Source organism: Mammaliicoccus sciuri, from assembly GCF_025561425.1.
In the GTDB taxonomy this organism is placed as follows: Bacteria; Bacillota; Bacilli; order Staphylococcales; family Staphylococcaceae; genus Mammaliicoccus; species Mammaliicoccus sciuri_A.
The window spans coordinates 1,338,429-1,362,141 of sequence record NZ_CP094824.1; the positions used below are offsets into that span (position 1 = coordinate 1,338,429).

The window sequence follows — 23,713 nt, forward strand, 5'->3', positions numbered from 1 at the left end:
TATTTGGTCAGCCAACCAAAATTAACAACACGAGGAGATGCATTAAATGTCATCAGACACAAACAGTTTAGCACATACAAAATGGAATTGTAAGTACCACATTGTGTTTGCACCAAAATATCGTAGACAAATTATTTATGGGAAAATTAAAAGAGATATTGGTATTATTTTAAGACAATTGTGTGAAAGAAAAGGTGTAGAAATAATAGAAGCTGAAGCATGTAAAGATCATATTCATATGTTAGTTAGCATTCCACCAAAGTTAAGTGTTTCTCAATTTGTAGGTTATTTAAAAGGTAAGAGCAGCTTAATGATATTTGATAGACATGCCCATTTAAAGTATAGATATGGTAACAGAAAATTTTGGTGTAAAGGATTTTATTTAGATACAGTTGGTAGAAATAAAAAAGTGATAGAAAATTATATAAGAAATCAATTACAAGAGGATATAGTAGCAGAACAGTTAACAATGATAGAGTACATAGATCCTTTTACTGGGGAAGAAACTCGAAAGAAGAAAAAATAAAACAACCCTTTTAAGGGTTGCTGGGAAAGTAGTACATTTGGCTGATCTTCTCAGTGCCCTTTTAGGGCTGGTCAGTAATAGAGGCTTATAGCCGCAGAACAAACCACCCGTTAAGGTAGTGCCCCCCCAAAGTTAGAGTTTCCATTATGCTATTAATTGGCTGGATTGAGTTCGGTATTGTACTGGACTTCGTCCAGCCAATTTTAATTTCAAACGTTCATTGTTATACCAATAGATGTAATCCTCAATTCTTCTTTTTAATGTTTCATAGTTAACAAGTTCTTCTCCATGATACATTTCCTGCTTCATGATGCCAAAGAAATTCTCCATAGAAGCATTATCCGCACACGTCGCTTTACGTGACATACTTTGATAAATCCTTTGTTCCGATAATCTTCTAATCCATGCATTATGCTGATAATGCCAACCTTGATCAGAATGTATCGTCGTACGATATGGTGCTTCATGCTTAATGATTGTAACTGCTTTATCCAATGATTGAAGTACTAAGTCTAATGTTGGTCTTCTGGATATACCATAAGAAATGATTTCCCCATTGTATAAATCCATAATAGGGCTGAGATATAATTTTTGTTCTTCAGCACATTTAAATTCAGTGATATCTGTCACTAATTTTTGAAGTCGAATAGATGTATGGAATCTACGATTCAAGCGATTTTCAGCCACTTTACCAACTGTACCTTTGTATGATTGATAGCGTGATTTACGTGTGAATTTTTGACATTTTAATCCTAGTTCTCGCATAATTCGTTGTACTTTCTTATGGTTAATGAGATAACCTTGATTTCTCAAAGCTAAATATATACGACGATAGCCGTATTTACCGTTGTGTTTTTGAAAAAGTTCAATGATCTTTTTCTTCCAACCTTTATCTAAATCTTCCTTTTGTAATTGTTTGGCATGGTAATGATAGGTTGCTTCTGGTATACCAACCTTTACTAAGATATCTTTTAATTTGAATCCTTCTTCTTTGAGTTCGAATGCCACTGCTGCTTGTGCTTTTCTAGAAAGGCACTCGGATTCTCTCGAAAAGCGTTCAACTTTTTTAAATAAGCATTCTCTAATCGAAGATTTTCATTTTCTAGCTCTAACTCTTTTTCTCGTGATAGGTTTTGATTAGATTTCTTCTGTTTCTTCTTTTTCATGGGAGGTCGTCCTTTCGGCTTTTCGAGTCCTTCCACACCTTCTTTGTCATATATCTTTTTCCATCGCACAATAATAGATGGGGTATTTAGGCCAAATTTAATCGCTGTATCTTGGAAGGAATCGCCTGTTCTTTTCATATAGTTTAATACATTTATTTTGAATGTAACAGAATAAACTGTCTTTTTCTGTTTCTTTTTAATGCCATCTACACCGAATGATTGAAAGGCTTTTACCCATGTTCGTATAATAATTTTATCAGGTATATTATATTTTTTAGCTAATTTTCGATAACCATAATGGCCATCTAGATAATCTCTTACAACTTTCAACTTAAATTCATCACTATATTTTGTCATATTAAAACACCCCCTAAAGTTAGTTTTTTTTTACTCTAACTTTAGGGGTGCAGTACCTAAACGGGTGGTTTTGATTATATATAAATCATGGTATTATGATAAAGTATAATTGTTTTAATAATCTGATTATTAAAAGCGTTAACAAAGGGGTGGTAAAATTGGATATTAAGCAAGTGAGTGAGACGCATTTTATGATTTATGAACAAAATGAAATCAGTCCAGAAATAAGGAATAAAATTTCGACGATTGCTTTACATATTGAATCTTTGCAGCATCCAGCTGTTATAAGTGTGACATCATCATATCGATCAATCATGATTGCATTTGATGCAAAACAATATACATATGAAACAATCCTTAATGAACTAGACTTGCATCATTTAAATCTTAATCAAGAAAATGCATCACGGTCAAAAAAATTGATTACATTACCAGTTGTATATGGTGGTGAATTTGGTCCAGATTTAAATATTGTTGCTGAACATGCACAATTAACTGAAGAAGATGTGATTCAAATACATACGGAAGACAATTATTTGATTTATGCAATTGGATTTTTACCTGGCTTTCCATTTTTAGGGGGATTAAATAAGAAAATACATACACCTAGAAAGGAAACTCCGAGAAGTAAAATCGTCCAAGGATCTGTTGGAATTGCAAATAATCAAACAGGACTTTATCCGAAATCATCACCAGGCGGATGGCAAATTATTGGTCGAACACCAATAGATGTTTTTAACTTAGATCGTGAGCCTATGATTTTATATGAAGCTGGAGACTATATTGCTTTTAAAGCTATTCATCAAGAAGAATTTACGCGAATTGAAGACGAAATTGCAAATGGCACATTTGATTATAGTCAGTTAGTAGGTGATTTGAAATGAAATGTATAAAACTAGGTTTGTTTACGACTGTTCAAGATATAGGTCGATCAAAATTTGAAAAAGATGGATTTTCTGAAGCGGGTGTTATGAATCAATATTTATACAGTATCGCAAATGCTTTAGTGGATAATGACAATGCACCAGTATTAGAAGTGACATTAAATGGACCTACATTGAAATTTGAAGAACCGAATATTGTCGCATCTGTTGCGTATGCTGCAGATATACAGCTTGATGATGCACCGATATCAGTTAATACAGCAATTTATGTAGAAAAAGGGCAAGTGCTCAATATCAAGTCTATTTCATCTGGGGCAAGAGGCTATTTAGCTTTTCATAAATCTTTAAATATTGAACCGATATTAGACAGTGTATCGACACATACTAGAAGTGGTATAGGTGGCATGAATGGAAGAACATTAAACAGAAATGATGTTTTGAAATTCAAAGATAAAACTATAAACCATGACATAATTGGTAATACGTTTAATATTAATCAATTAGAAGATGCAAACATCATTCCAATTATGGAAGGGCTACAATTTGATGAATTTACATCAGAAGCACATGACCAACTTGTTAATCAATCATATACAATATCAGAAATGTCAGATCGTATGGGTTATCGATTAAATGGGGATGAACCACTTGAACATAAGCACAACGCAGACATTATTTCTGAACCGATTGCACCAGGTAGTGTACAAGTTCCTATTAATGGTCAACCGATTATATTGCTTAATGATCGTCAGACGATAGGTGGTTATACAAAGATTGCTACAGTTAGTTTTATAGGTAGAGAAAAGCTCTCTCAATTAAAAGCAAATGACAGTATTACTTTTAAATGGATTTCGTTTGAAGATGCCACGGTTGAATATCAAACATATAATAAACAAATAGAAGCAGATATAGATGATATTAAACTGAAAAAATATAAAGATTTAAGCAATATTCGTCCTAAATCTAAAAAAATAGCAAAACTTATAAAGGGGAATCAGTCATGAATATAGAAAAGATAGAAGAACTTATTAAACTCATGAAACAAAATCAAGTAAATTATATGAAATATAAAGATGAAATGGTCGAAGTTGAGTTAGATTTAAAATCAACTTCAAATAACGTGACTACAACGCCAGTCAATAAAGTTGAAGAAAGCTCGACATCTTCAAATCAAGAAGAACAATTAAATACAATTGAAGCGGAAATTCTTGGAACATTTTATTTACAAGATGAAGAAACTTTACAAAATCCACTTGTCAAAGTTGGGGATGAAGTTAAAAAAGGTCAAGTTGTCGGTTATATCGAATCAATGAAAGTACTCAATGAAGTTATAAGTGAGTATGACGGTATCGTTAATGATATACAAATTAATCATGGGGATCCTGTTGAATACGGACAAACGATTATCACATTGAAATAAGGGGGATTTATATGATTAAGCGTTTACTGATTGCAAACAGAGGCGAGATTGCGGTAAGAATCATTAGAACATGTAGAATGATGAATATCACAACAATCGCAATATATTCCAAAGCAGATAAAGATAGTTTACATGTGCAATTAGCAGATGAAGCCATTTGTATTGGACCAAGTCAATCAAGTGATAGTTATTTAGATATTGAACGCATTTTAGAAGCTTGTAAGATGAGTAAAGCAGATGCGATTCATCCTGGTTATGGATTTTTATCAGAATCCACGACTTTTAGAAAAAGAGTGGATGAAGAAAATATTATCTTTGTTGGTCCTAGTTATAACACGATGGATTTAATGGGAGATAAAATAAAAGCAAGAGAAACGATGTACAACGCGAACGTACCTATTATTCCTGGGTCTATTGGAGAAGTAAAGACAGTTCAAGAAGCAGAAGAAGTTGCTGAAAAAGTAGGCTATCCATTTGTGTTAAAAGCTGCTAGTGGCGGTGGTGGTAAAGGGATTCGAATCGTACAAGAACCTGACCAACTTGAACAATTCTTTAAAGAGGCTCAATCTGAAGGCGAAAAATACTTTGGAGATAAACGTGTGTATATTGAAACATTCATTGATGAAGCTAGACATGTGGAAGTTCAAATACTCGCGAGTAAACATGGAGAAGCGATTCATCTCGGTGAACGTGATTGTTCAATTCAAAGAAAGAACCAAAAGTTAATCGAAGAAGCACCTTGTGCAGCACTCGATCAAGAAACAAGAGATTCACTTCATGCAGATGCTGTTAAAGCTGCTAAAGCTTGTAATTATGAAAGTGCTGGAACAATTGAATTTTTACTGACTGATGACGGCTATTATTTCTTAGAAATGAATACACGTATTCAAGTTGAGCATACAGTCACAGAATTATTAACAGGTGTCGATTTAATAAAGCAACAAATATTAGTAGCTAATGGTGAGAAGTTATCTATTAATCAAGAGGATATCCATTTTGATGGACATGTGATTGAATGTCGTATTAATGCTGAAAATCCAGAAAAACAATTCCGCCCAGCAGCAGGTGTAGTTCAAGCATTACATTTACCTAATGGATTTAATACGAGAGTAGACAGTATGTTATATGATGGTTATCAAATTCCACCTTACTATGATTCATTAGTCGCAAAAATACTTGTTAAAGGTGAAGATAGACTTGAAGCAATTGAAAAAATGAAAGGTACGTTAGAAGAAACGGTCATTGACGGTTTTCCGACAACGTTAGACTTTTTATATCGCGTATTGAGCTATGAACCATATATTAAAAATGATATAACAATTAAGTTTCTACATGAACATAAAATCGTTTAAGGAGAGGGTATTGTGGTACAAGTTGATTTGAATTGTGATTTAGGAGAAAGCTTTGGTAACTATAAACTTGGAAATGATGAAAGTATATTACCTTTAATCACTTCTGCAAATGTGGCTTGTGGTTTTCATGCAGGAGATCAACACGTTATGAATGAAACAGTTAAATTGGCGGTTCAACATGATGTACATATTGGTGCTCATCCAGGATTTCAAGATTTAATTGGATTTGGGCGTAGAAATATAGATGTTACACCGGAAGAAGTTTATGATTTAATCATTTATCAATTAGGTGCATTATCTGGATTTTGTAAAATACACGAAACAAAAATTCACCATGTTAAACCGCATGGCGCGTTGTATCAAATGGGTGCTAAAAATCCAGAAATTGCCGATGCAATTGTTAAAGCAGTGAAAGATTTTGATGATCAATTATTATTTGTTGGTTTATCTAACAGTGAATTAATCGAATCATGTAAACGTCATAATTTAACATATAAGAGTGAAGTATTTGCTGATCGTGCATACGAGGATAATGGCCAATTAGTATCTAGGAAAAAAGAAGGTGCGCTTATTAAAGATACAAACCAAGCTGTCGCACAAGTAATTAAAATGGTTAAAGAATCTAAAGTTATCACGATAAATGGAAATGAAATTCCGATTGAAGCAGATACAATCTGTGTACATGGAGACGGACAACATGCTTTAGATTTTGTTCAAGAAATTATTCGACAGTTTAAAGCTGAAGGCATAGAAATTAGTGCAATGAAATAGGAGGAAAGCGTATGAAGCAAAATAAAGGGTATCAGGAGTTAAATCAACCGTTTGAAATAACAAATAAACATAGAAGAATTCTATGGGGTGCAGTATTCTTAATGGCTACTTCATCTATTGGACCAGCATTCTTGACTCAAACGGCAGTTTTTACTGAGCAATTTCTTGCAAGCTTTGCATTTGCAATACTTGCATCTATTCTGATTGATGTCGGTGCACAAATTAATATTTGGCGTGTTATCACAGTTGTAGGTAAAGGTGGACAAGATATCGCGAATGATGTGTTTAAGGGGTTAGGTACATTTATCGCAATATTAATCGCTATTGGTGGGCTAGCATTTAACATCGGTAACGTTGCAGGGGCTGGACTAGGACTTAATGCGATATTCGGTTTAGATGTAAGAATTGGTGCAGGTATTACAGGCGTATTAGCGATTTTAATATTTGTTGTTAAAAACGCACAAAAAGTCGTAGATATTATTACACAAATTTTAGGTGTACTCATGATTGCCATTGTTGCTTATGTAATGGTATTAACGAAACCACCAGTTGTCGAAGCGGCACAAAAAATGATTGTACCTGATGATATTAGTAAACTCATTGTACCAATCATTACTTTAGTAGGTGGAACTGTTGGTGGTTATATTACATTTGCAGGTGCACATAGATTGTTAGAAGCAGGTATAACTGGAAAAGGCTATATACAATTTGTAAATAGAGCTTCTATTTCAGGTATTTTAACAACGGGTATAATGAGAACATTTTTATTCTTAGCAGTACTTGGTGTTGTTGTTACGGGATTCGCTTTAAATCCAGAAAATCCACCAGCATCTGTATTTGAACATGTATTAGGACCTGTTGGTAAACAAGTATTCGGTGTTGTATTATTTGCAGCAGCATTATCATCAGTAATTGGCTGTGCATACACTAGTACAACATTTATTCAATCATTGCATCCATCTATTAAAAATCATAGAAACTTAGTTATTATTATTTTCATAGTCGTTTCATCTATTATATTCTTAACAATTGGTAAGCCGGTTAAATTATTAATTATTGCTGGTGCATTGAACGGTTTGATTTTACCAGTAACTTTAGGAACAATTTTAATTGCTTCTAAGAAGAAAAGTATCGTTGGTGACTATAAACACCCAACTTGGATGATTGTACTTGGTGTTGTTGCTGTTCTTACAACAATAATAGCAGGGGTATTATCATTACAAGGCTTACAAAGTTTGTGGAATAGTTAAAACTTATTTCAAAGTATACTAATTATGTTAATATGAATATGAATGAATATGATGGAGTGATAAAGCATGATTGGTATTATTGGAGCAATGGAAGAAGAAGTAGAAATATTAAAGTCATCTATTGAAAATAGAGAAACAATCCAAATTGCACATGTTATTTTTTATAAAGGTAATATAGAAGATAAACAAGTTGTATTAGCACAAAGTGGTATTGGTAAAGTAAATGCTGCAATTACAGCAACATTACTTATCAATGAATTTAAACCAGATTTAATCATTAATACAGGGTCAGCAGGTTCTGTTGATAGCGAATTAAATATTGGTGATATCATTATTAGTAATAAAGTTTATTATCATGATGTTAATGCAACAGCATTTGGCTATAAATTGGGACAAGTACCAAGTATGCCAGAATTTTATGAAACTGATAAAGCATTAATTGACTTAGCGAAATCATCAATAGAACAACTTGATTTAAATGGTATTGTGGGTGAAGTTGCTACAGGTGATAGTTTCATAGGCTCAATTGATCAGCGTAAAGTGATTAAATCTAACTTTCCTACTGCGAGTGTAGTAGAGATGGAAGCTGGTGCAATTGCGCAAACTTGTTACCAATGTAATGTGCCTATTATTGTTACGAGAGCTGTTTCAGATTTAGCAGATAAAGAATCTGATGTTACTTTTGAAGAATTTTTAAAAGTAGCTTGCGTCAATTCTAGTAAAATTGTAAAATTATTATTAAATAGAGTGGCATAAGGAGGCAGTTTCATGTTAATATTAATGGCTATCGCTGTCATTGCTACAGCACTTGTTGGTTATGTGATTTATGCGAATACAGAAGTTGAAAAATCTTCTGACCGTGAAATTACAGAATAATATTTAGTGTTGCGAATCGTAAGTGATTTGCAACACTTTTATTTTGTATTCAACTAAAGGAATGTATATATGATTTATGTTAAAATAAAAGATAATATAGAGGTGTAATAATGGGATTATTTACAAAATATTTTTTACCAAATGAATATGTTCAATCAGTATTTAATATCGAACCTGAACATTTAAAATCAAAAAATATAAAAGCAATTATCACAGACTTAGATAATACATTAGTAGGTTGGGATGTTAAAAATCCAACTGATGAAGTGAGAAATTGGTTTGAAAATATGAAAGATAATGGTATAACAGTTACGATTGTTTCTAATAATAATCAAGAACGTGTTGCGTCATTTTCATCAAGTTTAAATATTGATTATATTTTTAAAGCACGTAAACCACGTGGTAAAGCTTTTAGACAAGCAGCTAAATTAATGAACGTCAATAAGTCTGAAGTAGTTGTTATTGGTGATCAAATGTTAACAGATGTGTTTGGTGGAAATAGAAACGGATTATATACAATTATGGTCGTACCTGTGAAAAAGACAGATGGTTTCGTTACGAAATTCAATCGATTAATAGAAAGAAGATTTTTAAATTACTTTAAGAGAAAAGGTTTAATTAACTGGGAGGAATAAATTTGACAGAGTTTGCTAAATGTATTGGTTGTGGTGCAACACTTCAATCTGAAAATCCGAATGAAGCTGGATACGTTCCACAATCAAGTTTGAATAAAGAAGATGTCATTTGTAAAAGATGTTTTAGACTTAAAAATTATAACGAAGTCCAAGATGTTGATTTAACAAGTGAAGATTTTCTAAATATGTTGAAATCTCTTCACAATGAAGATGGTCTAATCGTCAATGTTGTGGATGTATTTGATTTAGAAGGTTCAATGATACATCGCTTAAAAGATATAGTAGGTAAGAAAAAAGTTGTACTTGTTGCGAACAAAATGGATATCTTACCTAAAGCCATTAATAAAAGAAGAGTCGAAATTTGGTTAAGAAATCGTGCGAAAGATTTTGGACTTAATCCTGACGAAGTTGTACTGATTTCTGCATATAAAAATCAAGGAATTGATGATTTACTATCAACTATCGAGAAAGTAAGAGATGGTAAAGATGTTTATGTAGTGGGTACAACAAACGTAGGTAAATCTACATTAATCAATAGATTGATTGAAAAGAGTGTCGGTGAAAAAGAAGTAATTACAACAAGTCATTTTCCTGGTACAACATTAGATATGATTGATATACCATTAGATGATGATTCATATATGTTTGATACACCTGGTATTATTCAAAGTCATCAAATGACGCATTACGTTACTGATAAAGAATTAAAAGTTGTAATGCCTAAAAAAGAAATTAAGCCAAAAGTGTATCAATTAAACGAAGAACAAAGCTTATTTTTAGGTGGATTAGTTAGAGTAGATTATGTAAGTGGCGGTAGACGTTCTTTAACATGTTTTGTATCAAACGACTTAAACATTCATAGAACAAAGTTATCAAACGCTGATGATTTATGGAAACGTCAAATTGGTGAACTGCTTAAACCACCATATGACCCATCAAACTTTAACTTCGACAACTTAAAAACAACTAAGATTACAACCGAATCTGAAAGAAAAGATGTTATGATTTCAGGATTAGGATTTGTAACTGTAGATGCTGGGGCAGAAATACATGTTACGGCACCTAAAGAAGTCGAAGTTACATTAAGAACATCTATTTTATAAGAGGTGAATTAAATGAAGTTTGGAGTTATCGGACATCCTATTAACCATTCGCTTTCACCGATTATGCACGAAGCAAATTTTGACGCATTAGGTAGGGAAGATGAATATGGTGCTTTAGATATTCCACCAGAACAATTTAAACATATTAAAGAAATAATAAATGAAAAAGCTTTAAACGGCTTTAATATTACAATACCTCATAAAGAATCCATCTTACCTTATTTAGATGAAATATCTTCAAATGCTAAGCATATTGGTGCTGTTAACACCGTTCTAATACAAGATAATAAATGGATTGGTTATAATACGGATGGCATTGGTTTTGTTAAAGGTTTAATTGAACATTATGGTAGTATTCAAGATCGTAAAATTTTAGTGCTCGGTGCTGGTGGTGCGAGTAAAGGTATTGTTTCCGAAATGCAGAAGTTCACGAATCATAAAATAACAGTAGCAAATAGAACGATGTCTAGATTTGATAATTGGCAAATTGCTATAAATACAATAAGTCTTACAGATGTTCAATCTATTCTTCATACATTTGATATTATTATTAATACGACACCGGTAGGCATGAATACTCAACATAGTGAATTCATTATTCCTGTGGAGAAAATAAGTAAAAGTAGTTTAGTCTGTGATATTATCTATATTCCTGACAAGACACCGTTACTGCAAGCATGTGAGCAAACAGGTATTGCAATATATAATGGATTAGATATGTTCGTTTATCAAGGCGCAGAAAGTTTTAAAATTTGGACGGGACAAGAAGCCCATATAGAATCAATGAGAAATAAAGTACAAGAGGAACTTAAAAGGAGATCATTATGTTAACAGGTAAACAAAAGAGATATTTAAGAAAAGAAGCGCACCATTTAGATCCAATTTTCCAAATTGGTAAAGGCGGATTAAATGACAATATGATAGAACAAGTGCAAGACGTACTTGAAAAAAGAGAATTGATCAAAATTCATATCTTACAAAACAATATGGATGATCATAAAGAAGTAGCTGAATCAATCGCTGAACAAGCAGGTGCTGAACTCGTACAACTTATCGGTAATATTATTGTCTTATATAAAGAATCTAAAGATAATAAAAGATTAGAACTACCATAATATTATGAAAAAGCTCATGATCTATGGAGGTCAATTTAATCCAATTCATATTGGACATATGTTAGTTGCGAGTGAAGCATATCAATTTGTTCAACCTGATAAATTCATTTTCTTACCAAGTTATCAATCACCACTTAAAGAACATAACGAATCTTATTTAATAGAATCAGAACGTGTAAAAATGTTAGAATTAGCTATTGAAGATTTGCAATTCGGTGAAGTTGATGAGAGAGAGCTTAATAGAAAAGGTACGAGTTACACATTTGATACGATTAAAGAATTTAAACAAGAATTTCCTGATTATCAAATATATTTTGTAATCGGTTCAGATCAATACGAGAAATTGCATAAATGGAGAAACATTGCAGAATTGAAAGAATTATTAACATTTGTCGTTGTTAATAGAGAAGTTGATAAACAAGATGTAAAAGAAGGGATGTTAGCATTGCACATTCCTAGAATTGATGTAAGCTCAACAGACATTCGCAATAGATGTAAAAATCGTCAATCTATAAAGATGCTCGTTACGCCACGAATTGAAAGATATATCAAAAGGGGACGATTGTATGAAAATTAAAAAAGCAGTCAAATTGGTTGAAGAAACATTACCATCAAAAAGATATAATCACTCTATGAGAGTAGCCGAAACAGGTAAGAAAATGGCAGAAATCTTTGATGGTGATATGAAAAAAGTTGAATTAGCAGGTATACTGCATGATTTATGTAAATATGAAGAACTTTCAGCGTTATACCAAAGTGTAACGCAATATGATCTAGGGCAAGATTTATTAAGTTATGGCTCAGAAATACTACATGGACCAGTTGCTGCTGCAAGGCTTAAAGATCAATATGATATAAATGACGAAGATATTTATTATGCTATATATAGTCATACGACTGGTAGAGCACAAATGAATAAGACTGAAAAAATAATTTTTATTGCTGACTATATTGAACCTAAAAGAACAACTCCAGGTGTAGATGAAATTAGAGATATTGTCTTTAAAGAACGCAACTTGGATAAAGCAGTATATGAAATATCAAAACGTACAGTGTTACACTTAATTAATAAGGATAAAACAGTACATTTAAAAACTATAGAATGCTTAAATTATTATAATATGCATTCAGAACAATAAGGGAATGGTTAAATGAATTCAAATGATTTAATGAAACAAACGTTACTAGCATGTGATGATAAACGTGCTGAAGATATTATTGCAATTGATATGAAAGGTATTAGCGATATAGCTGATTATTTTGTTGTATGTCATGGTAACAGTGACAAGCAAGTTCAAGCTATTGCAAGAAATGTTAAAGATGAAGCGGAAATTAATGATGTATTAGTGAAAAGACTAGAAGGCTTTAATGAAGCAAGATGGGTATTAATTGATTTAGGCGATGTTGTTGTACACGTATTCCATAGAGAAGAACGTGATTACTACGATTTAGAAAGATTATATAAAGATGCACCAATTATTACACTAAATGAGGTAGCACAATAATGGCATACAATCGTATGAGTCATTATTATGACCTTCTAACTGAAGATCAACCATATGATAAATGGAAAGACATTGTCGGTCATTATGTTACAGGTAATGATAACGATATTTTGGATATTGGTTGTGGGACAGGACGCTTAACAGAGCAATTATTAGAATATGGTCGCGTAAGTGGTCTTGATTTAAGTGAAGATATGTTAGAAGTAGCTGAAAGTCGTAATCCTAATGTTAATTGGTATTGCCAAGATATGAGAGATCTAGACTTACCGCAAAGTTACAATTTGATTACAATTTTTTGTGACAGCTTGAACTATATAACAGACCCTGAAGAAGTTCTTCAAGTATTTAACTATGTAAATGAATTTTTAAATGATGGTGGGTTGCTTATATTTGATGTGCATTCACTATATAAGATGAATCACCAATTTAATAACCGTAACTATATTGATGAAACTGAACAATTAACATTAGCATGGCAAGCAATTGCAGGTGAAGAACCTAATAGTGTATTTCATCAAATGTCATTTTTCATCGAAAGAGAAGATGGACTTTACGAACGATTCGATGAAGAACATTATCAAGTCACATATGAAATCGACCTTTATAAACAACTTTTAGACTTTGCTGGATTTAAAGTCGAAAATATATTTACTGATTTCAATATTGATCAATTTGATGAAAATGGCGATAGACATTTTATAGTTGCACGTAAGTAATTTTGAACACTTCCTACGTTTAATAATGTAGGAGGTGTTTTTTTGAAATATATTCATAAAATGAAGGATTGGGTAATGGAGAATTACCAACTTGCAATCATCATGATTGTTGTATTATTTTTTATTTGTAATAGCCTTCTCACTGGCAATGATGATCATGAAGCTATCATTCATCAACAAGATACAACAAATGAAGTTAAACAAGAGTCTTCAGATGAGAAGGCCGTTGATAAGACAGATGAATCTAAATCTACTAAAGAAGTTAATAGAAATGTAGTAGTAGATGTGAAAGGAGCTGTTAATTATCCTAATACATATTCAATGTCTTCAAAGGATCGTGTGCATGATGTGTTAAAGAAAGCTCAAACAAAGCATAATGCAGATTTGTCTAAAATCAATCTATCTGAACGACTTAAAGATCAAATGTATATATATGTTCCAATAACTGGCGAACATGTGCCAAGTGTTAATACAAACCAATCTTCTAATGATAAAGTAGAAGTTAATATCAACACAGGAGATAAATCAGAAATTGAAAAGTTACCTGGTATCGGTCCGAGTAAAGCAGATGCCATTTTACAATATAGAGAAACAAATGGAGAATTTAAGACTGTTGATGATTTGAAGAAGGTCAAAGGATTTGGAGATAAAACAGTCGAAAGTTTAAAAGACTTTATCGTTTTAAATTGAATTGCATTTATACTTGTTAAATTTTACAATAAGAATATATGAAAGGTAGGTCGATGTGTAATGGATAGAATTGAATGGAAAGAATACTTTATGGCTCAAAGTCATCTATTATCATTAAGGTCAACATGTGAAAGATTATCTGTTGGTGCAACAATCGTTAAAGATAATAGAGTGATTGCTGGTGGATATAATGGGTCTGTTTCAGGAGAAGAACATTGTATAGATAATGGCTGCCTTGTAGTGGACGGACATTGTATAAGAACTATTCATGCTGAAATGAATGCGATCATGCAATGCGCTAAGTTAGGTGTTTCCTCAGAAGGTGCGACTATTTATGTTACACATTTCCCTTGTCTAAATTGTACGAAATCAATTATACAAGCTGGTATTAAACAAATTTATTATGCTGACGATTATCATAATCATACATATGCAATACAATTGTTAGAACAGTCTGGTGTACACTATGAAAAAATTAATTTCCATCCAGAAGACATTATTAAATATCTAAAGTAAGGACTAATATATAAGATGTGGTTTTATTTTGCACTTTATTTATTGTCTGGTTTAATTTTCTTTGTACATCCTTATGTAAGTATAGTCATGCTCATTATCTTAGTTATAAGTTGCTATATTAAATGGCAATCATTAAAAATTTTGGTGATGAGCTTTATATTTTTTATGATAGGTTACTTAATTTATCCGAATGATCCAATACAATATTACGAATCATTTAACGTTTCAATAAATCATAAAAATTATACTGAAATGATTCAGTTTGGAGATAAAATAACGATTGATGGAGACGGCGTTCAAGCTGAAGGACAAATCCATAATCAAACGTATAAAGCATTTTATACGATTAAAAATGAAAAAGAAAAGCTTAAACTTCAGAAGAAAATGCCTTATTTAAAAAATTGCCGTATTACTTACTCTGTAAATCAAATTTTACCAAATACTAACGCATTAAAATTTCAATACTTTGAGTTTTTGCAAAATCATGATATTAAAGGTGTTATTAAGATAGAACACTTATTTTTAAATACTTGTACGAGTCGGTCATTAACTATTATCGAACGAATTTAATTCATGAAATGAAACAACTTGATATAGATGGTGTTGATGATATTATTGCGCTCACGTTAGGTGATACAAGTTATTTAGGTGAAGAAAGAATAGATCAACTTAAGAAATTAGGTATATATCATTTATATGCTGTAAGTGGATCGCATGTCGCATTGTTAAATATATTTTATTTAAATTATTACTTAGGATGAACATCAAATATCATCATGCCGAGAATATGATATTTATACTGTTACCAATATACGCTGTCTTAACTGGTTTAAGTCCGAGTGTTCTTAGAGCAGTAGGGGTAGTAATGGTTTATATGATTTTGAATAAAGTCATGAAAATAGACGCTTTACAAATACTATCTATCACTTTCATTGTTTATACAATTTATAATCCTCATATTATTTTTGATATTGGTTTCCAATTATCCTATATCGTCTCCACGTTTATCATTTTATGTGTACCACTTATAAAATCTTTCAATACAATCCACAAAATCATTACGATTAATGTCGTATCTCAATTATCTTCATTTGTCATATTACTGATTCACTTTAATGCTTTTCAATGGCTAGGATTTATAACAAACTTTCTTTTTATTCCACTTTTTGAATTAATTATTTTTCCACTTGTGATGTTATTCATGTTGATGTTTGCCACTTTTGGTAAAGTTCCCAATTTATTTGCGACAATAATAGAAATTTGTATGAATCAAACTTTTAAATTAATAGATGTTATGAGTCGTATTCCTATAAATGAGTTAGTCGTAAGAAATCTATCCGAATGAATATATTTAATCATACTTATTATAGTAGTGTTAATGTTATTTATTAAAAAGAAATATATAACATCTTTACTCCTTTTCACAATGTTAGTCATTGCCATCACATATCATTTTAATCATAACGAGGTTGTTTTAAAATTTATTGATATTGGTCAAGGAGATGCAATGGTTGCTTATCATCAGGATGTGAATCAAGTTGTGATGATAGATACTGGTGGTAAAGATAAATTGAAGAAGAAACCATGGCAAACTAGAAGTAAAATATCAAATTATACAGATTCAATTATCGTGCCAGAACTTAAAGAAAAGGGATTTCAAAAAATTGATTATTTAATCATTACACATCCACATGTAGATCATATGGGAGAATTAGCTACTTTGAGTAAAAAATATCAATCAAACATTTAATTATCAACAAGAAGACTTGGGACAGCCATGAATTGAAACATTTGTTAGAAGAGGTTAAAGAAACGAACACACAAATTGTAGATAGCTCAAATTTGAATGAATTAAAGGTTGGAGAATCGACGTATAAATTTTTTAACCAAAATAGTCCGAATTATGAAGATAAGAATGATACATCAATCGTTACTGAAATCACTTCGTTTGGCAGAACGATATTAACAACAGGTGATGCAACAGTAGAGGTAGAGGAAAGTATATTGAGTCAATTTATAGGTGATTATGATATTTTAAAAGTGGCGCATCATGGTAGTTTAACAAGTACAAGTGATAGCTTTTTAATAAAAGCAAAGCCACAAATTTGTGTTATAAGTTCTGGACGTCATAATAGGCATGGGCTACCGAAAGCGGCCATTGTAAATAAACTTAAACAAAACAATTGTAAAGTATTCAATACACAAGATTATGGAATGGTGCAATTTAAGATCAATAAAGACAACATGATGATGACACATGGACTACAAGAATATAATAAAAAAGCTTACAATCGACAGTAGTCGTTTGTAAGCTTATATAAATGGATTTGTTATATTAGTTTGGTAATAAACTGAATACTTGTGCAATAATATAAATTGCAGCTAAGAATACGAAACCAATTATAAATGCAAATCCAGAGTCTTTAACATCATTGTTACGCCCTTGAGTATTTTCACCTTCAAATCTGTTCATATGACTCCCTCCTATACTTACTTTCATTATATGATAATAAACTTAAAAATGCTATACTTAATTAGAACTTTATAAGAGAGGGAGACTTATTTTGGAAGACAATATTGTATTGAATTATGGTGCAGTAAATGCACTTATTGAGAAAAAATCTGACGAAATTATAAATCAATATTTAGGTGGAGAAAGAGACGATTTCAATTATGTTAAATTTGATTTATACGAAACACCTATTTCAAGTGCGATAGAAGAATCATTAACTTTACCATTCCTCTCAGACAAAAAAGTTGTACATGTTAAGAATGCTTACCTTTTTACAGGAGAAAAAGTTAGTACTCAAATCAATCAAAATATCGATCAATTGATTCAATTTATTGAACAGTATGATGGTGATACGTTAGTCGTATTTGATGTGTTTAATGAGAAGTTAGATGAGAGAAAGAAACTCGTCAAAACAGTTAAGAAAAATGCAAGACTCAATAAAATTGACCAAATGACTGAACAAGAAATTAAACAATGGATTAAATCTTATTTGCATGAACAATATAAAGATATTAAAGAAGATGCATTGATAGAATTTCTAGAACTGACAGGTATTCAATTTAATATAATTAAAGCGGAATTGGATAAATTAGTGTTATTTATTGGTGATGAAGCGGTTATTAATAAACAGGACGTTAAAGAAATTGTGAGTCGTTCTCTAGAACAGAATGTATTTTTGTTAACGGAATATATTCAGAAAGGTCAAAAAGAAAAGTCTATTAATTTATTGAAAGACTTAATCAATATGAAAGAAGAGCCGATTAAGCTGTTAGCGTTAATCACAAGTAATTATCGCTTGTATTATCAATGTAAGATTCTAGCTAGTAAACATTATAGTGAACAGCAAATTGCCAAAACGATTGGTGTACATCCATATAGGGTTAAACTGGCACTACGTATTACGAGAAAGCTATCACTCGATCGTTTATTAGCGACCATTGATATTTGTGCTGATACAGATTACCAATTGAAATCTTCATATATGGATAAAGTACTCATATTAGAACTTTTCATTTTAAAAATATAAGATGTGAGGTTGGTATTTCATGCCATAAAAAAGGGCGTGACACAGAATGTTCTGTGTCACGCTCTCACATAATTAGTTAGCTTTTGACATTAAGCTTGATTTAATTCTATCAGCTTTATTTGAATGAATTAGATTGTTTTTAGAAGCTTTATCAACTTTTTTAACAGCTAATGAAACTAATTCAGCTTTGTTTTCAGCATTGTTTTCGATTGCAGTTTTAGCAGCTTTTACAGCTGAACGCATATCATTTTTTTGTGAAATGTTAGCAGCGTCTTTCTTTTCTGTAACAGCAACGCGTTTAATAGCAGATTTAATGTTTGGCATGAGAGTCACCTCCTAAATATGTTGTCCGTGATCAAAGAATTTTTGATTGCAACAAAAAATATTTTATCAAATGTAGGGCATAAGTGCAATGATTATTTACACATTCCTTATAAAGCATAACACTTTATTGATAGTTTGATAATACGTTTGCATTTATTTCATAAAGACGGTATCATATCAAAGATGCGACTTACATTTAATACATGTAAAATTAACGAGAAAGTTGGAGTTCAAATGGACAGAACTAAACGCCTAGAGCGCCAAAATAAAATTAGAAACTTTTCTATCATTGCTCATATTGACCATGGTAAATCTACGTTAGCTGATAGAATTTTGGAAAATACAAAAAGTGTAGAATCACGTGAAATGAAAGAACAATTATTAGATTCCATGGATCTTGAAAGAGAACGTGGTATAACAATCAAACTTAATGCTGTTCGATTAAATTATACTGCTAAAGATGGGGAAACATATATCTTACATTTAATTGATACACCGGGGCATGTCGATTTTACATATGAAGTTTCAAGATCACTCGCAGCATGTGAAGGTGCGATTTTAGTTGTAGATGCTGCACAAGGTATCGAAGCACAAACGTTAGCAAACGTATACTTAGCTTTAGACAACGACTTAGATTTAATACCTGTAGTCAATAAAATCGATTTACCTGCAGCTGAACCTGAGCGTGTTAAACAAGAAATTGAAGACGTAATTGGTTTAGATACAAGTGATGCAGTACTTGCAAGTGCTAAATCTAATATTGGAATTGAAGACATATTAGAGAAAGTTGTAGAAATGGTACCACCTCCAGAAGGTGATCCAGATAACCCATTACAAGCGCTTATTTTTGATTCTTCTTTTGATGCTTATAGAGGTGTAATTTCTTCTATACGTGTTGTTGAAGGTTCAGTTAAAGCTGGAGACAAGATTCAAATGATGTCTACAGGTAAGACATTTGAAGTTACTGAAGTGGGTATTAATACACCGAAACAACTTCCAGTTGATACGTTATCTGTCGGAGATGTAGGTTATATTGTAGCTTCAATTAAAAATGTTGGAGATTCCAACGTTGGTGATACTATCACTTTAGCTGACAGACCTGCTGAGAAGCCGTTAAAAGGATATAAAAAGATGAATCCAATGGTATTCTGTGGATTATATCCAATTGATAATAGTAAATACAATGATTTAAGAGAAGCACTTGAAAAGCTTCAACTTAATGATGCATCTTTAGAATTTGAAGCTGAAACTTCTCAAGCTTTAGGTTTTGGTTTCAGAACAGGATTCTTAGGTTTACTACACATGGAAATTATTCAAGAAAGAATTGAAAGAGAATTTAATATTGAACTGATTGCGACTGCACCGTCAGTTATTTATGAATGTGAATTAACAGATGGCGAAAAATTACAAATTGACAACCCATCACAATTCCCAGACCCACAAAAAATCAACAGAATATATGAACCATATGTTAAAGCAACTATGATGGTTCCAAATGATTATGTTGGTGCTGTAATGGAATTATGTCAGAAAAAACGTGGTAACTTTAAGACGATGGATTATTTAGATGATATTCGTGTCAATATTATTTATGAACTTCCATTATCTGAAGTTGTATTCGATTTCTTTGATCAGTTGAAATCTAATACGAAAGGTTATGCATCGTTTGATTATGAATTAATTGGATATCAAGAAAGTAAACTTGTTAAAATGGATATTTTATTAAATGGTGATAAAGTAGATGCATTAAGCTTTATCGTCCATAAAGAGTTTGCATATGATAGAGGTAAAGCAATAGTAGATAAATTAAAAACATTAATCCCAAGACAACAATTTGAAGTACCAGTTCAAGCAGCAATTGGTAATAAAATAGTAGCTCGAACAAACATTAAATCTATGGGTAAAAATGTTTTAGCAAAATGTTACGGTGGGGATATTAGCCGTAAACGTAAGTTACTTGAAAAACAAAAAGCAGGTAAAGCTAAGATGAAATCAGTAGGTAATGTGGAAATTCCACAAGATGCATTCTTAGCCGTGCTTAAAATGGATGAAGAATAATTTTGAAACAGCTGCATAATATGTAGCTGTTTCTATTTTTAAAGGAGCGTTTATATGGCAAAAAGTGTATATATTCATATACCTTTCTGTGTGAGAATTTGTACTTATTGTGATTTTAATAAGTTCTATATTGCTAATCAGCCGGTAGATGAGTACTTAGATTGTTTGATAAAAGAGATGTCAACGAGAAAAGATAAAGAAGTTGAGACAGTTTTTGTAGGTGGAGGTACACCAACAGCATTATCTGAAGCACAACTTGAAAGATTACTGCAAGCTATTAACGATTTATTTGTGATTACAAAAGAGTATACATTTGAAGCTAATCCAGATGAATTAACAGAAGCAAAAATAAAATTACTCAAACAATATGATGTGAACAGATTATCATTAGGTGTTCAAACATTTGATGATGAATTGTTAAAAGTATTAGGAAGAACTCATCATAGTGACGATATTGAAAAAGCTGTTACATTATCTAGAAAACATAAAATTCCTTCTGTAAGTTTAGATCTTATGTTTCATTTACCTGGTCAAACATTAGAACAATTTGATGATTCACTCAATAAGGCACTATCACTTGATGTAGATCATATTTCAAGTTATGCACTTATACTTGAACCTAAAACGCAATTCTACAATTTATATAGAAAAGGGCGTTTGAAGTTACCTAATGAAGATTTAGGTGAAGAAATGTATCAACATTTGAAAAAGAAATTAGCAGACTCTAACCTTAATCAATATGAAATCTCTAACTTCTCGAAAGAAGGGCATGAATCTGTTCATAATAAAGTATATTGGAAAAATGAAGAATATTATGGTTTCGGTGCAGGTGCTCATGGCTATATTAATGGTATACGCTATAGAAATATTAATCCGGTTAACCAATATATTAAGAAGTTAAAGAATGGTGAAATGCCTGTATTGCATAGTACAGAAGTTTCATTGAAAGAACAAATGGAAGAAGAAATGTTTCTTGGATTAAGAATGACTAAAGGTGTGTCCAAATCAAAATTCAAAAATAAGTTTGACCAATCAATAGAAGATGTATTTGGTCAACATGTGAAAGAACTCATTGAACAAGAATTATTACTAGATGAACAAGACTATTTACGTTTAAGTAATCGCGGACAAATAATCGGAAATGAAGTGTTTGAGAAGTTTTTATTAAGCTAAAAATATGTATTAAAAAAAGATATAAAAATTGAATGCTTTAACGTTGACTTTCTTTGACCAATTTGATAAATTATAATTAGCACTTGGGAAGATAGAGTGCTAATCGAGGTGATGACATGATTACTGAGAGGCAATTACAAATTTTGAATGTAATTGTTGAGGATTATGTTGAGTTAGGACAACCAATTGGTTCTAAGTCGATTATTGAAAGGCATCAATTGCCGATTAGTCCAGCGACAGTTAGAAATGAAATGAAACAATTAGAAGATTTGAACCTTCTTGAGAAGACGCATACGTCATCAGGTCGTATTCCTTCTGAACAAGGAATTAAGTATTATGTTAATCAATTACTTGAGTCTAAATCTCAAAGTAAGAAAAGCTTAAATTGGTTTGAACATTTTCAAGATAAAAATCAATACGATGTAAACGCAATGCTTAAATGGTTAGCATTAGAAATTTCAAATCGATCACATTATACAACTGTAGTACTCGGACCGAATAAATTTTCAAGATTTATATTTGAAATTCATTTTGTGAGAGTCAGCCCAACTCATCTCATGGGCGTCATTGTATTTACAGATGGTTATGTAGAGAAAGTTCATATTCAAATTCATGAATCTTTAAATCAATTACAAATTGAGAAATTTATGAACTACTTAAACCAGTATTTTAAGCAAAATACTTTAACTACAATGATAAAAACGTTAGAATCATTATCGTTGTCATTCATTGATCAAGAATTTATTAATAATTTTAAACAAGCATTATTAACGCAAATTAATGATCATAATGAAGAAATGTTTCTAGGTGGTAAGATGCACCTAATTGACGCGTTAGATGTTACAAATGTATCGATGATTCAATCGATTTTAAAGTATCTTGAATCTGAACGAATCGCTCAATTTTTAAATGAAACATCAAATGATTCGATAAGTGTCAAAATTGGACAGGAAATTAATAAAGATTTACATGGTATTTCGATTATTAGTACCAATTATGAAATTTCTGGTGATATAACTGGTCATTTAGCCGTTATTGGTCCAACTGCAATGTATTATAACAAAGTGGTTCAACTTTTGAATCATTTTTAAATATGGAAAGAAAATGGAGGGCATGTAATGACGGAAGAAAAGCAAAATGAACAATTCGATGAAACAAACGATCAAACTCAATCTGTCGCTACTGAAGAAGTAGAATCGAATGAAACTGAAGAAAATGTTGAAGAGGTTGAGCAAGATAAAGTAGTCGAAATTCCGGAAGCTGAACTCGAACAACTTAAACAAAAAGCAAATGAAGAAGAAGAAAAATACTTACGTTTATATGCTGAGTTTGAAAACTATAAACGTAGAATGAAACAAGAAGCAAGCATTACTAAAGATTATCAAGCACAACGTGTACTTACAGATGTATTACCTGCGCTTGATAATATGGACCGTGCACTTAAACAAGAAGGTGAGTCTGAAGATTTCCTAACTTTCAAAAAAGGTGTAGACATGGTTTATAACGATTTACTTAAATCATTAAAAGATAATGGTTTAGAAGAAATCGAATCTTATAACCAACCATTCGATCCAAATGTACATCAAGCAGTAATGCAAGATAACAATCCTGACTTTGAATCAGGTGTTGTAACTGAAGAGTTACAAAGAGGATATAAATTGAAAAATCGTGTTTTAAGACCAGCAATGGTTAAAGTAAACGAATAATGAAATCGATGATTAATTAATTATAATTGGA

30 protein-coding genes and 1 pseudogene are annotated in these 23,713 nt (G+C 31.5%); 27 read left to right on the plus strand and 4 right to left on the minus strand.

Features of this window, described 5'->3' with window-relative positions:
- The first annotated feature begins 46 nt into the window (after positions 1-46).
- A complete protein-coding gene (tnpA, locus tag MUA60_RS06900) occupies positions 47-526 on the plus strand; it encodes an IS200/IS605 family transposase (RefSeq protein ID WP_262650389.1) in 480 nt (159 codons plus the stop codon).
- A gap of 144 nt (positions 527-670) precedes the next feature.
- Here the strand turns inward: tnpA and MUA60_RS06905 are convergent, their stop codons facing one another.
- Positions 671-1,534: an IS3 family transposase gene (locus MUA60_RS06905; RefSeq protein ID WP_103361549.1), complete on the minus strand. Its 864-nt coding sequence runs from the start codon at positions 1,532-1,534 to the stop codon at positions 671-673.
- Positions 1,498-2,049 (minus strand): helix-turn-helix domain-containing protein, encoded by a 552-nt coding sequence (locus tag MUA60_RS06910; protein ID WP_025907016.1) that lies wholly within the window; start codon positions 2,047-2,049, stop codon positions 1,498-1,500. The genes MUA60_RS06905 and MUA60_RS06910 overlap by 37 nt, the downstream gene beginning before the upstream one ends.
- Positions 2,050-2,207: 158 nt before the next feature.
- On the opposite strand from MUA60_RS06910, the gene pxpB reads away from it, so the two are divergent.
- The 21 genes and pseudogenes from pxpB to MUA60_RS07015 all read left to right on the plus strand — a co-directional run bounded on the left by pxpB (position 2,208) and on the right by MUA60_RS07015 (position 17,183).
- Entirely contained in the window at positions 2,208-2,933 is a 726-nt protein-coding gene (pxpB, locus tag MUA60_RS06915; RefSeq protein ID WP_262650390.1) for a 5-oxoprolinase subunit PxpB, read from the plus strand.
- Positions 2,930-3,937, plus strand: a complete 1,008-nt coding sequence (locus MUA60_RS06920; RefSeq protein WP_262650391.1) for a 5-oxoprolinase subunit C family protein — start codon at positions 2,930-2,932, stop codon at positions 3,935-3,937. The genes pxpB and MUA60_RS06920 overlap by 4 nt, the downstream gene beginning before the upstream one ends.
- Positions 3,934-4,353, plus strand: coding sequence for an acetyl-CoA carboxylase biotin carboxyl carrier protein (locus MUA60_RS06925; protein ID WP_262650393.1), 420 nt, complete (start codon positions 3,934-3,936; stop codon positions 4,351-4,353). The genes MUA60_RS06920 and MUA60_RS06925 overlap by 4 nt, the downstream gene beginning before the upstream one ends.
- Before the next feature lie 14 nt (positions 4,354-4,367).
- The gene (accC, locus tag MUA60_RS06930) at positions 4,368-5,705 is read left to right on the plus strand and encodes an acetyl-CoA carboxylase biotin carboxylase subunit (RefSeq protein WP_262650596.1); all 1,338 of its coding nucleotides are present in this window, start codon (positions 4,368-4,370) and stop codon (positions 5,703-5,705) included.
- Between the two features lie 12 nt (positions 5,706-5,717).
- The gene (gene pxpA / locus MUA60_RS06935; RefSeq protein WP_262650395.1) at positions 5,718-6,476 is read left to right on the plus strand and encodes a 5-oxoprolinase subunit PxpA; all 759 of its coding nucleotides are present in this window, start codon (positions 5,718-5,720) and stop codon (positions 6,474-6,476) included.
- An 11-nt stretch (positions 6,477-6,487) separates the two neighbouring features.
- Positions 6,488-7,726 (plus strand): NRAMP family divalent metal transporter, encoded by a 1,239-nt coding sequence (locus MUA60_RS06940; RefSeq protein WP_262650396.1) that lies wholly within the window; start codon positions 6,488-6,490, stop codon positions 7,724-7,726.
- A gap of 66 nt (positions 7,727-7,792) precedes the next feature.
- Positions 7,793-8,482 (plus strand): 5'-methylthioadenosine/adenosylhomocysteine nucleosidase, encoded by a 690-nt coding sequence (locus tag MUA60_RS06945; RefSeq protein WP_262650398.1) that lies wholly within the window; start codon positions 7,793-7,795, stop codon positions 8,480-8,482.
- A gap of 230 nt (positions 8,483-8,712) precedes the next feature.
- Positions 8,713-9,237, plus strand: coding sequence for a YqeG family HAD IIIA-type phosphatase (locus MUA60_RS06950; RefSeq protein ID WP_243559961.1), 525 nt, complete (start codon positions 8,713-8,715; stop codon positions 9,235-9,237).
- Between the two features lie 2 nt (positions 9,238-9,239).
- Positions 9,240-10,340, plus strand: coding sequence for a ribosome biogenesis GTPase YqeH (gene yqeH / locus MUA60_RS06955; protein WP_262650399.1), 1,101 nt, complete (start codon positions 9,240-9,242; stop codon positions 10,338-10,340).
- 12 nt (positions 10,341-10,352) lie between these two features.
- Complete coding sequence (gene aroE / locus MUA60_RS06960) at positions 10,353-11,171, plus strand: shikimate dehydrogenase (RefSeq protein WP_262650401.1); 819 nt, start codon at positions 10,353-10,355, stop codon at positions 11,169-11,171.
- A complete protein-coding gene (gene yhbY, locus MUA60_RS06965; RefSeq protein ID WP_262650403.1) occupies positions 11,165-11,455 on the plus strand; it encodes a ribosome assembly RNA-binding protein YhbY in 291 nt (96 codons plus the stop codon). The genes aroE and yhbY overlap by 7 nt, the downstream gene beginning before the upstream one ends.
- 16 nt (positions 11,456-11,471) lie before the next feature.
- The gene (gene nadD / locus MUA60_RS06970; protein WP_262650404.1) at positions 11,472-12,032 is read left to right on the plus strand and encodes a nicotinate (nicotinamide) nucleotide adenylyltransferase; all 561 of its coding nucleotides are present in this window, start codon (positions 11,472-11,474) and stop codon (positions 12,030-12,032) included.
- On the plus strand, positions 12,022-12,594 hold the full coding sequence (gene yqeK, locus MUA60_RS06975) for a bis(5'-nucleosyl)-tetraphosphatase (symmetrical) YqeK (protein ID WP_025904220.1): 573 nt from the start codon (positions 12,022-12,024) through the stop codon (positions 12,592-12,594). Before nadD ends, yqeK begins: the two co-directional genes overlap by 11 nt.
- Before the next feature lie 12 nt (positions 12,595-12,606).
- Positions 12,607-12,960, plus strand: coding sequence for a ribosome silencing factor (gene rsfS, locus MUA60_RS06980; protein WP_025904219.1), 354 nt, complete (start codon positions 12,607-12,609; stop codon positions 12,958-12,960).
- Positions 12,960-13,676 carry a class I SAM-dependent DNA methyltransferase gene (locus tag MUA60_RS06985; RefSeq protein ID WP_262650406.1) on the plus strand — a complete coding sequence of 239 codons (717 nt, stop codon included), beginning with the start codon at positions 12,960-12,962 and terminating at the stop codon, positions 13,674-13,676. The genes rsfS and MUA60_RS06985 overlap by 1 nt, the downstream gene beginning before the upstream one ends.
- 42 nt (positions 13,677-13,718) lie before the next feature.
- Positions 13,719-14,366 carry a helix-hairpin-helix domain-containing protein gene (locus MUA60_RS06990; protein ID WP_262650407.1) on the plus strand — a complete coding sequence of 216 codons (648 nt, stop codon included), beginning with the start codon at positions 13,719-13,721 and terminating at the stop codon, positions 14,364-14,366.
- Between the two features lie 60 nt (positions 14,367-14,426).
- Complete coding sequence (locus MUA60_RS06995) at positions 14,427-14,882, plus strand: ComE operon protein 2 (protein WP_262650409.1); 456 nt, start codon at positions 14,427-14,429, stop codon at positions 14,880-14,882.
- A gap of 15 nt (positions 14,883-14,897) precedes the next feature.
- The gene (locus MUA60_RS07000; protein WP_262650410.1) at positions 14,898-15,452 is read left to right on the plus strand and encodes a hypothetical protein; all 555 of its coding nucleotides are present in this window, start codon (positions 14,898-14,900) and stop codon (positions 15,450-15,452) included.
- 8 nt (positions 15,453-15,460) lie between these two features.
- Positions 15,461-16,227 (plus strand): annotated as a pseudogene (locus MUA60_RS07005) (ComEC/Rec2 family competence protein).
- Positions 16,228-16,260: 33 nt separating this feature from the next.
- Positions 16,261-16,632, plus strand: coding sequence for an MBL fold metallo-hydrolase (locus MUA60_RS07010; protein ID WP_262650412.1), 372 nt, complete (start codon positions 16,261-16,263; stop codon positions 16,630-16,632).
- Positions 16,633-16,664: 32 nt separating this feature from the next.
- Positions 16,665-17,183, plus strand: a complete 519-nt coding sequence (locus MUA60_RS07015; protein WP_262650413.1) for a ComEC/Rec2 family competence protein — start codon at positions 16,665-16,667, stop codon at positions 17,181-17,183.
- Positions 17,184-17,217: 34 nt separating this feature from the next.
- Here the strand turns inward: MUA60_RS07015 and MUA60_RS07020 are convergent, their stop codons facing one another.
- On the minus strand, positions 17,218-17,355 hold the full coding sequence (locus MUA60_RS07020) for a YqzM family protein (protein ID WP_262650414.1): 138 nt from the start codon (positions 17,353-17,355) through the stop codon (positions 17,218-17,220).
- A 91-nt stretch (positions 17,356-17,446) separates the two neighbouring features.
- Here MUA60_RS07020 and holA point away from each other — a divergent pair, with 91 nt between their 5' ends.
- Positions 17,447-18,421 carry a DNA polymerase III subunit delta gene (gene holA, locus MUA60_RS07025; RefSeq protein WP_262650416.1) on the plus strand — a complete coding sequence of 325 codons (975 nt, stop codon included), beginning with the start codon at positions 17,447-17,449 and terminating at the stop codon, positions 18,419-18,421.
- A gap of 72 nt (positions 18,422-18,493) precedes the next feature.
- On the opposite strand, the gene rpsT is transcribed toward holA, so the two are convergent.
- Complete coding sequence (rpsT, locus tag MUA60_RS07030) at positions 18,494-18,745, minus strand: 30S ribosomal protein S20 (RefSeq protein ID WP_025904213.1); 252 nt, start codon at positions 18,743-18,745, stop codon at positions 18,494-18,496.
- 234 nt (positions 18,746-18,979) lie between these two features.
- On the opposite strand from rpsT, the gene lepA reads away from it, so the two are divergent.
- The 4 genes from lepA to grpE all read left to right on the plus strand — a co-directional run bounded on the left by lepA (position 18,980) and on the right by grpE (position 23,682).
- Positions 18,980-20,803, plus strand: coding sequence for a translation elongation factor 4 (gene lepA / locus MUA60_RS07035; protein WP_262650417.1), 1,824 nt, complete (start codon positions 18,980-18,982; stop codon positions 20,801-20,803).
- A gap of 54 nt (positions 20,804-20,857) precedes the next feature.
- Positions 20,858-21,976 (plus strand): radical SAM family heme chaperone HemW, encoded by a 1,119-nt coding sequence (gene hemW / locus MUA60_RS07040; RefSeq protein ID WP_262650419.1) that lies wholly within the window; start codon positions 20,858-20,860, stop codon positions 21,974-21,976.
- A 116-nt stretch (positions 21,977-22,092) separates the two neighbouring features.
- Positions 22,093-23,067 carry a heat-inducible transcriptional repressor HrcA gene (hrcA, locus tag MUA60_RS07045; protein ID WP_262650420.1) on the plus strand — a complete coding sequence of 325 codons (975 nt, stop codon included), beginning with the start codon at positions 22,093-22,095 and terminating at the stop codon, positions 23,065-23,067.
- A gap of 27 nt (positions 23,068-23,094) precedes the next feature.
- Complete coding sequence (grpE, locus tag MUA60_RS07050; RefSeq protein ID WP_262650421.1) at positions 23,095-23,682, plus strand: nucleotide exchange factor GrpE; 588 nt, start codon at positions 23,095-23,097, stop codon at positions 23,680-23,682.
- Positions 23,683-23,713 lie beyond the last annotated feature (31 nt).

Excerpts from the sequence above, each read along its gene's own strand:
- MUA60_RS06995 (WP_262650409.1), top strand. The coding sequence starts at position 14,427 with ATGGATAGAATTGAATGGAAAGAATACTTTATGGCTCAAAGTCATCTA.
- yhbY (WP_262650403.1), top strand. The coding sequence starts at position 11,165 with ATGTTAACAGGTAAACAAAAGAGATATTTAAGAAAAGAAGCGCACCAT.
- hemW (WP_262650419.1), top strand. The coding sequence starts at position 20,858 with ATGGCAAAAAGTGTATATATTCATATACCTTTCTGTGTGAGAATTTGT.
- MUA60_RS06940 (WP_262650396.1), top strand. The coding sequence starts at position 6,488 with ATGAAGCAAAATAAAGGGTATCAGGAGTTAAATCAACCGTTTGAAATA.
- rsfS (WP_025904219.1), top strand. The coding sequence starts at position 12,607 with ATGAATTCAAATGATTTAATGAAACAAACGTTACTAGCATGTGATGAT.
- MUA60_RS06925 (WP_262650393.1), top strand. The coding sequence starts at position 3,934 with ATGAATATAGAAAAGATAGAAGAACTTATTAAACTCATGAAACAAAAT.
- lepA (WP_262650417.1), top strand. The coding sequence starts at position 18,980 with ATGGACAGAACTAAACGCCTAGAGCGCCAAAATAAAATTAGAAACTTT.
- MUA60_RS07000 (WP_262650410.1), top strand. The coding sequence starts at position 14,898 with ATGTGGTTTTATTTTGCACTTTATTTATTGTCTGGTTTAATTTTCTTT.
- MUA60_RS06985 (WP_262650406.1), top strand. The coding sequence starts at position 12,960 with ATGGCATACAATCGTATGAGTCATTATTATGACCTTCTAACTGAAGAT.
- MUA60_RS07010 (WP_262650412.1), top strand. The coding sequence starts at position 16,261 with ATGTTATTTATTAAAAAGAAATATATAACATCTTTACTCCTTTTCACA.
- nadD (WP_262650404.1), top strand. The coding sequence starts at position 11,472 with ATGATCTATGGAGGTCAATTTAATCCAATTCATATTGGACATATGTTA.
- MUA60_RS07020 (WP_262650414.1), bottom strand. The coding sequence starts at position 17,355 with ATGAACAGATTTGAAGGTGAAAATACTCAAGGGCGTAACAATGATGTT.
- grpE (WP_262650421.1), top strand. The coding sequence starts at position 23,095 with ATGACGGAAGAAAAGCAAAATGAACAATTCGATGAAACAAACGATCAA.
- MUA60_RS06910 (WP_025907016.1), bottom strand. The coding sequence starts at position 2,049 with ATGACAAAATATAGTGATGAATTTAAGTTGAAAGTTGTAAGAGATTAT.
- MUA60_RS06945 (WP_262650398.1), top strand. The coding sequence starts at position 7,793 with ATGATTGGTATTATTGGAGCAATGGAAGAAGAAGTAGAAATATTAAAG.
- yqeK (WP_025904220.1), top strand. The coding sequence starts at position 12,022 with ATGAAAATTAAAAAAGCAGTCAAATTGGTTGAAGAAACATTACCATCA.
- aroE (WP_262650401.1), top strand. The coding sequence starts at position 10,353 with ATGAAGTTTGGAGTTATCGGACATCCTATTAACCATTCGCTTTCACCG.
- hrcA (WP_262650420.1), top strand. The coding sequence starts at position 22,093 with ATGATTACTGAGAGGCAATTACAAATTTTGAATGTAATTGTTGAGGAT.
- MUA60_RS06950 (WP_243559961.1), top strand. The coding sequence starts at position 8,713 with ATGGGATTATTTACAAAATATTTTTTACCAAATGAATATGTTCAATCA.
- tnpA (WP_262650389.1), top strand. The coding sequence starts at position 47 with ATGTCATCAGACACAAACAGTTTAGCACATACAAAATGGAATTGTAAG.
- MUA60_RS06920 (WP_262650391.1), top strand. The coding sequence starts at position 2,930 with ATGAAATGTATAAAACTAGGTTTGTTTACGACTGTTCAAGATATAGGT.
- rpsT (WP_025904213.1), bottom strand. The coding sequence starts at position 18,745 with ATGCCAAACATTAAATCTGCTATTAAACGCGTTGCTGTTACAGAAAAG.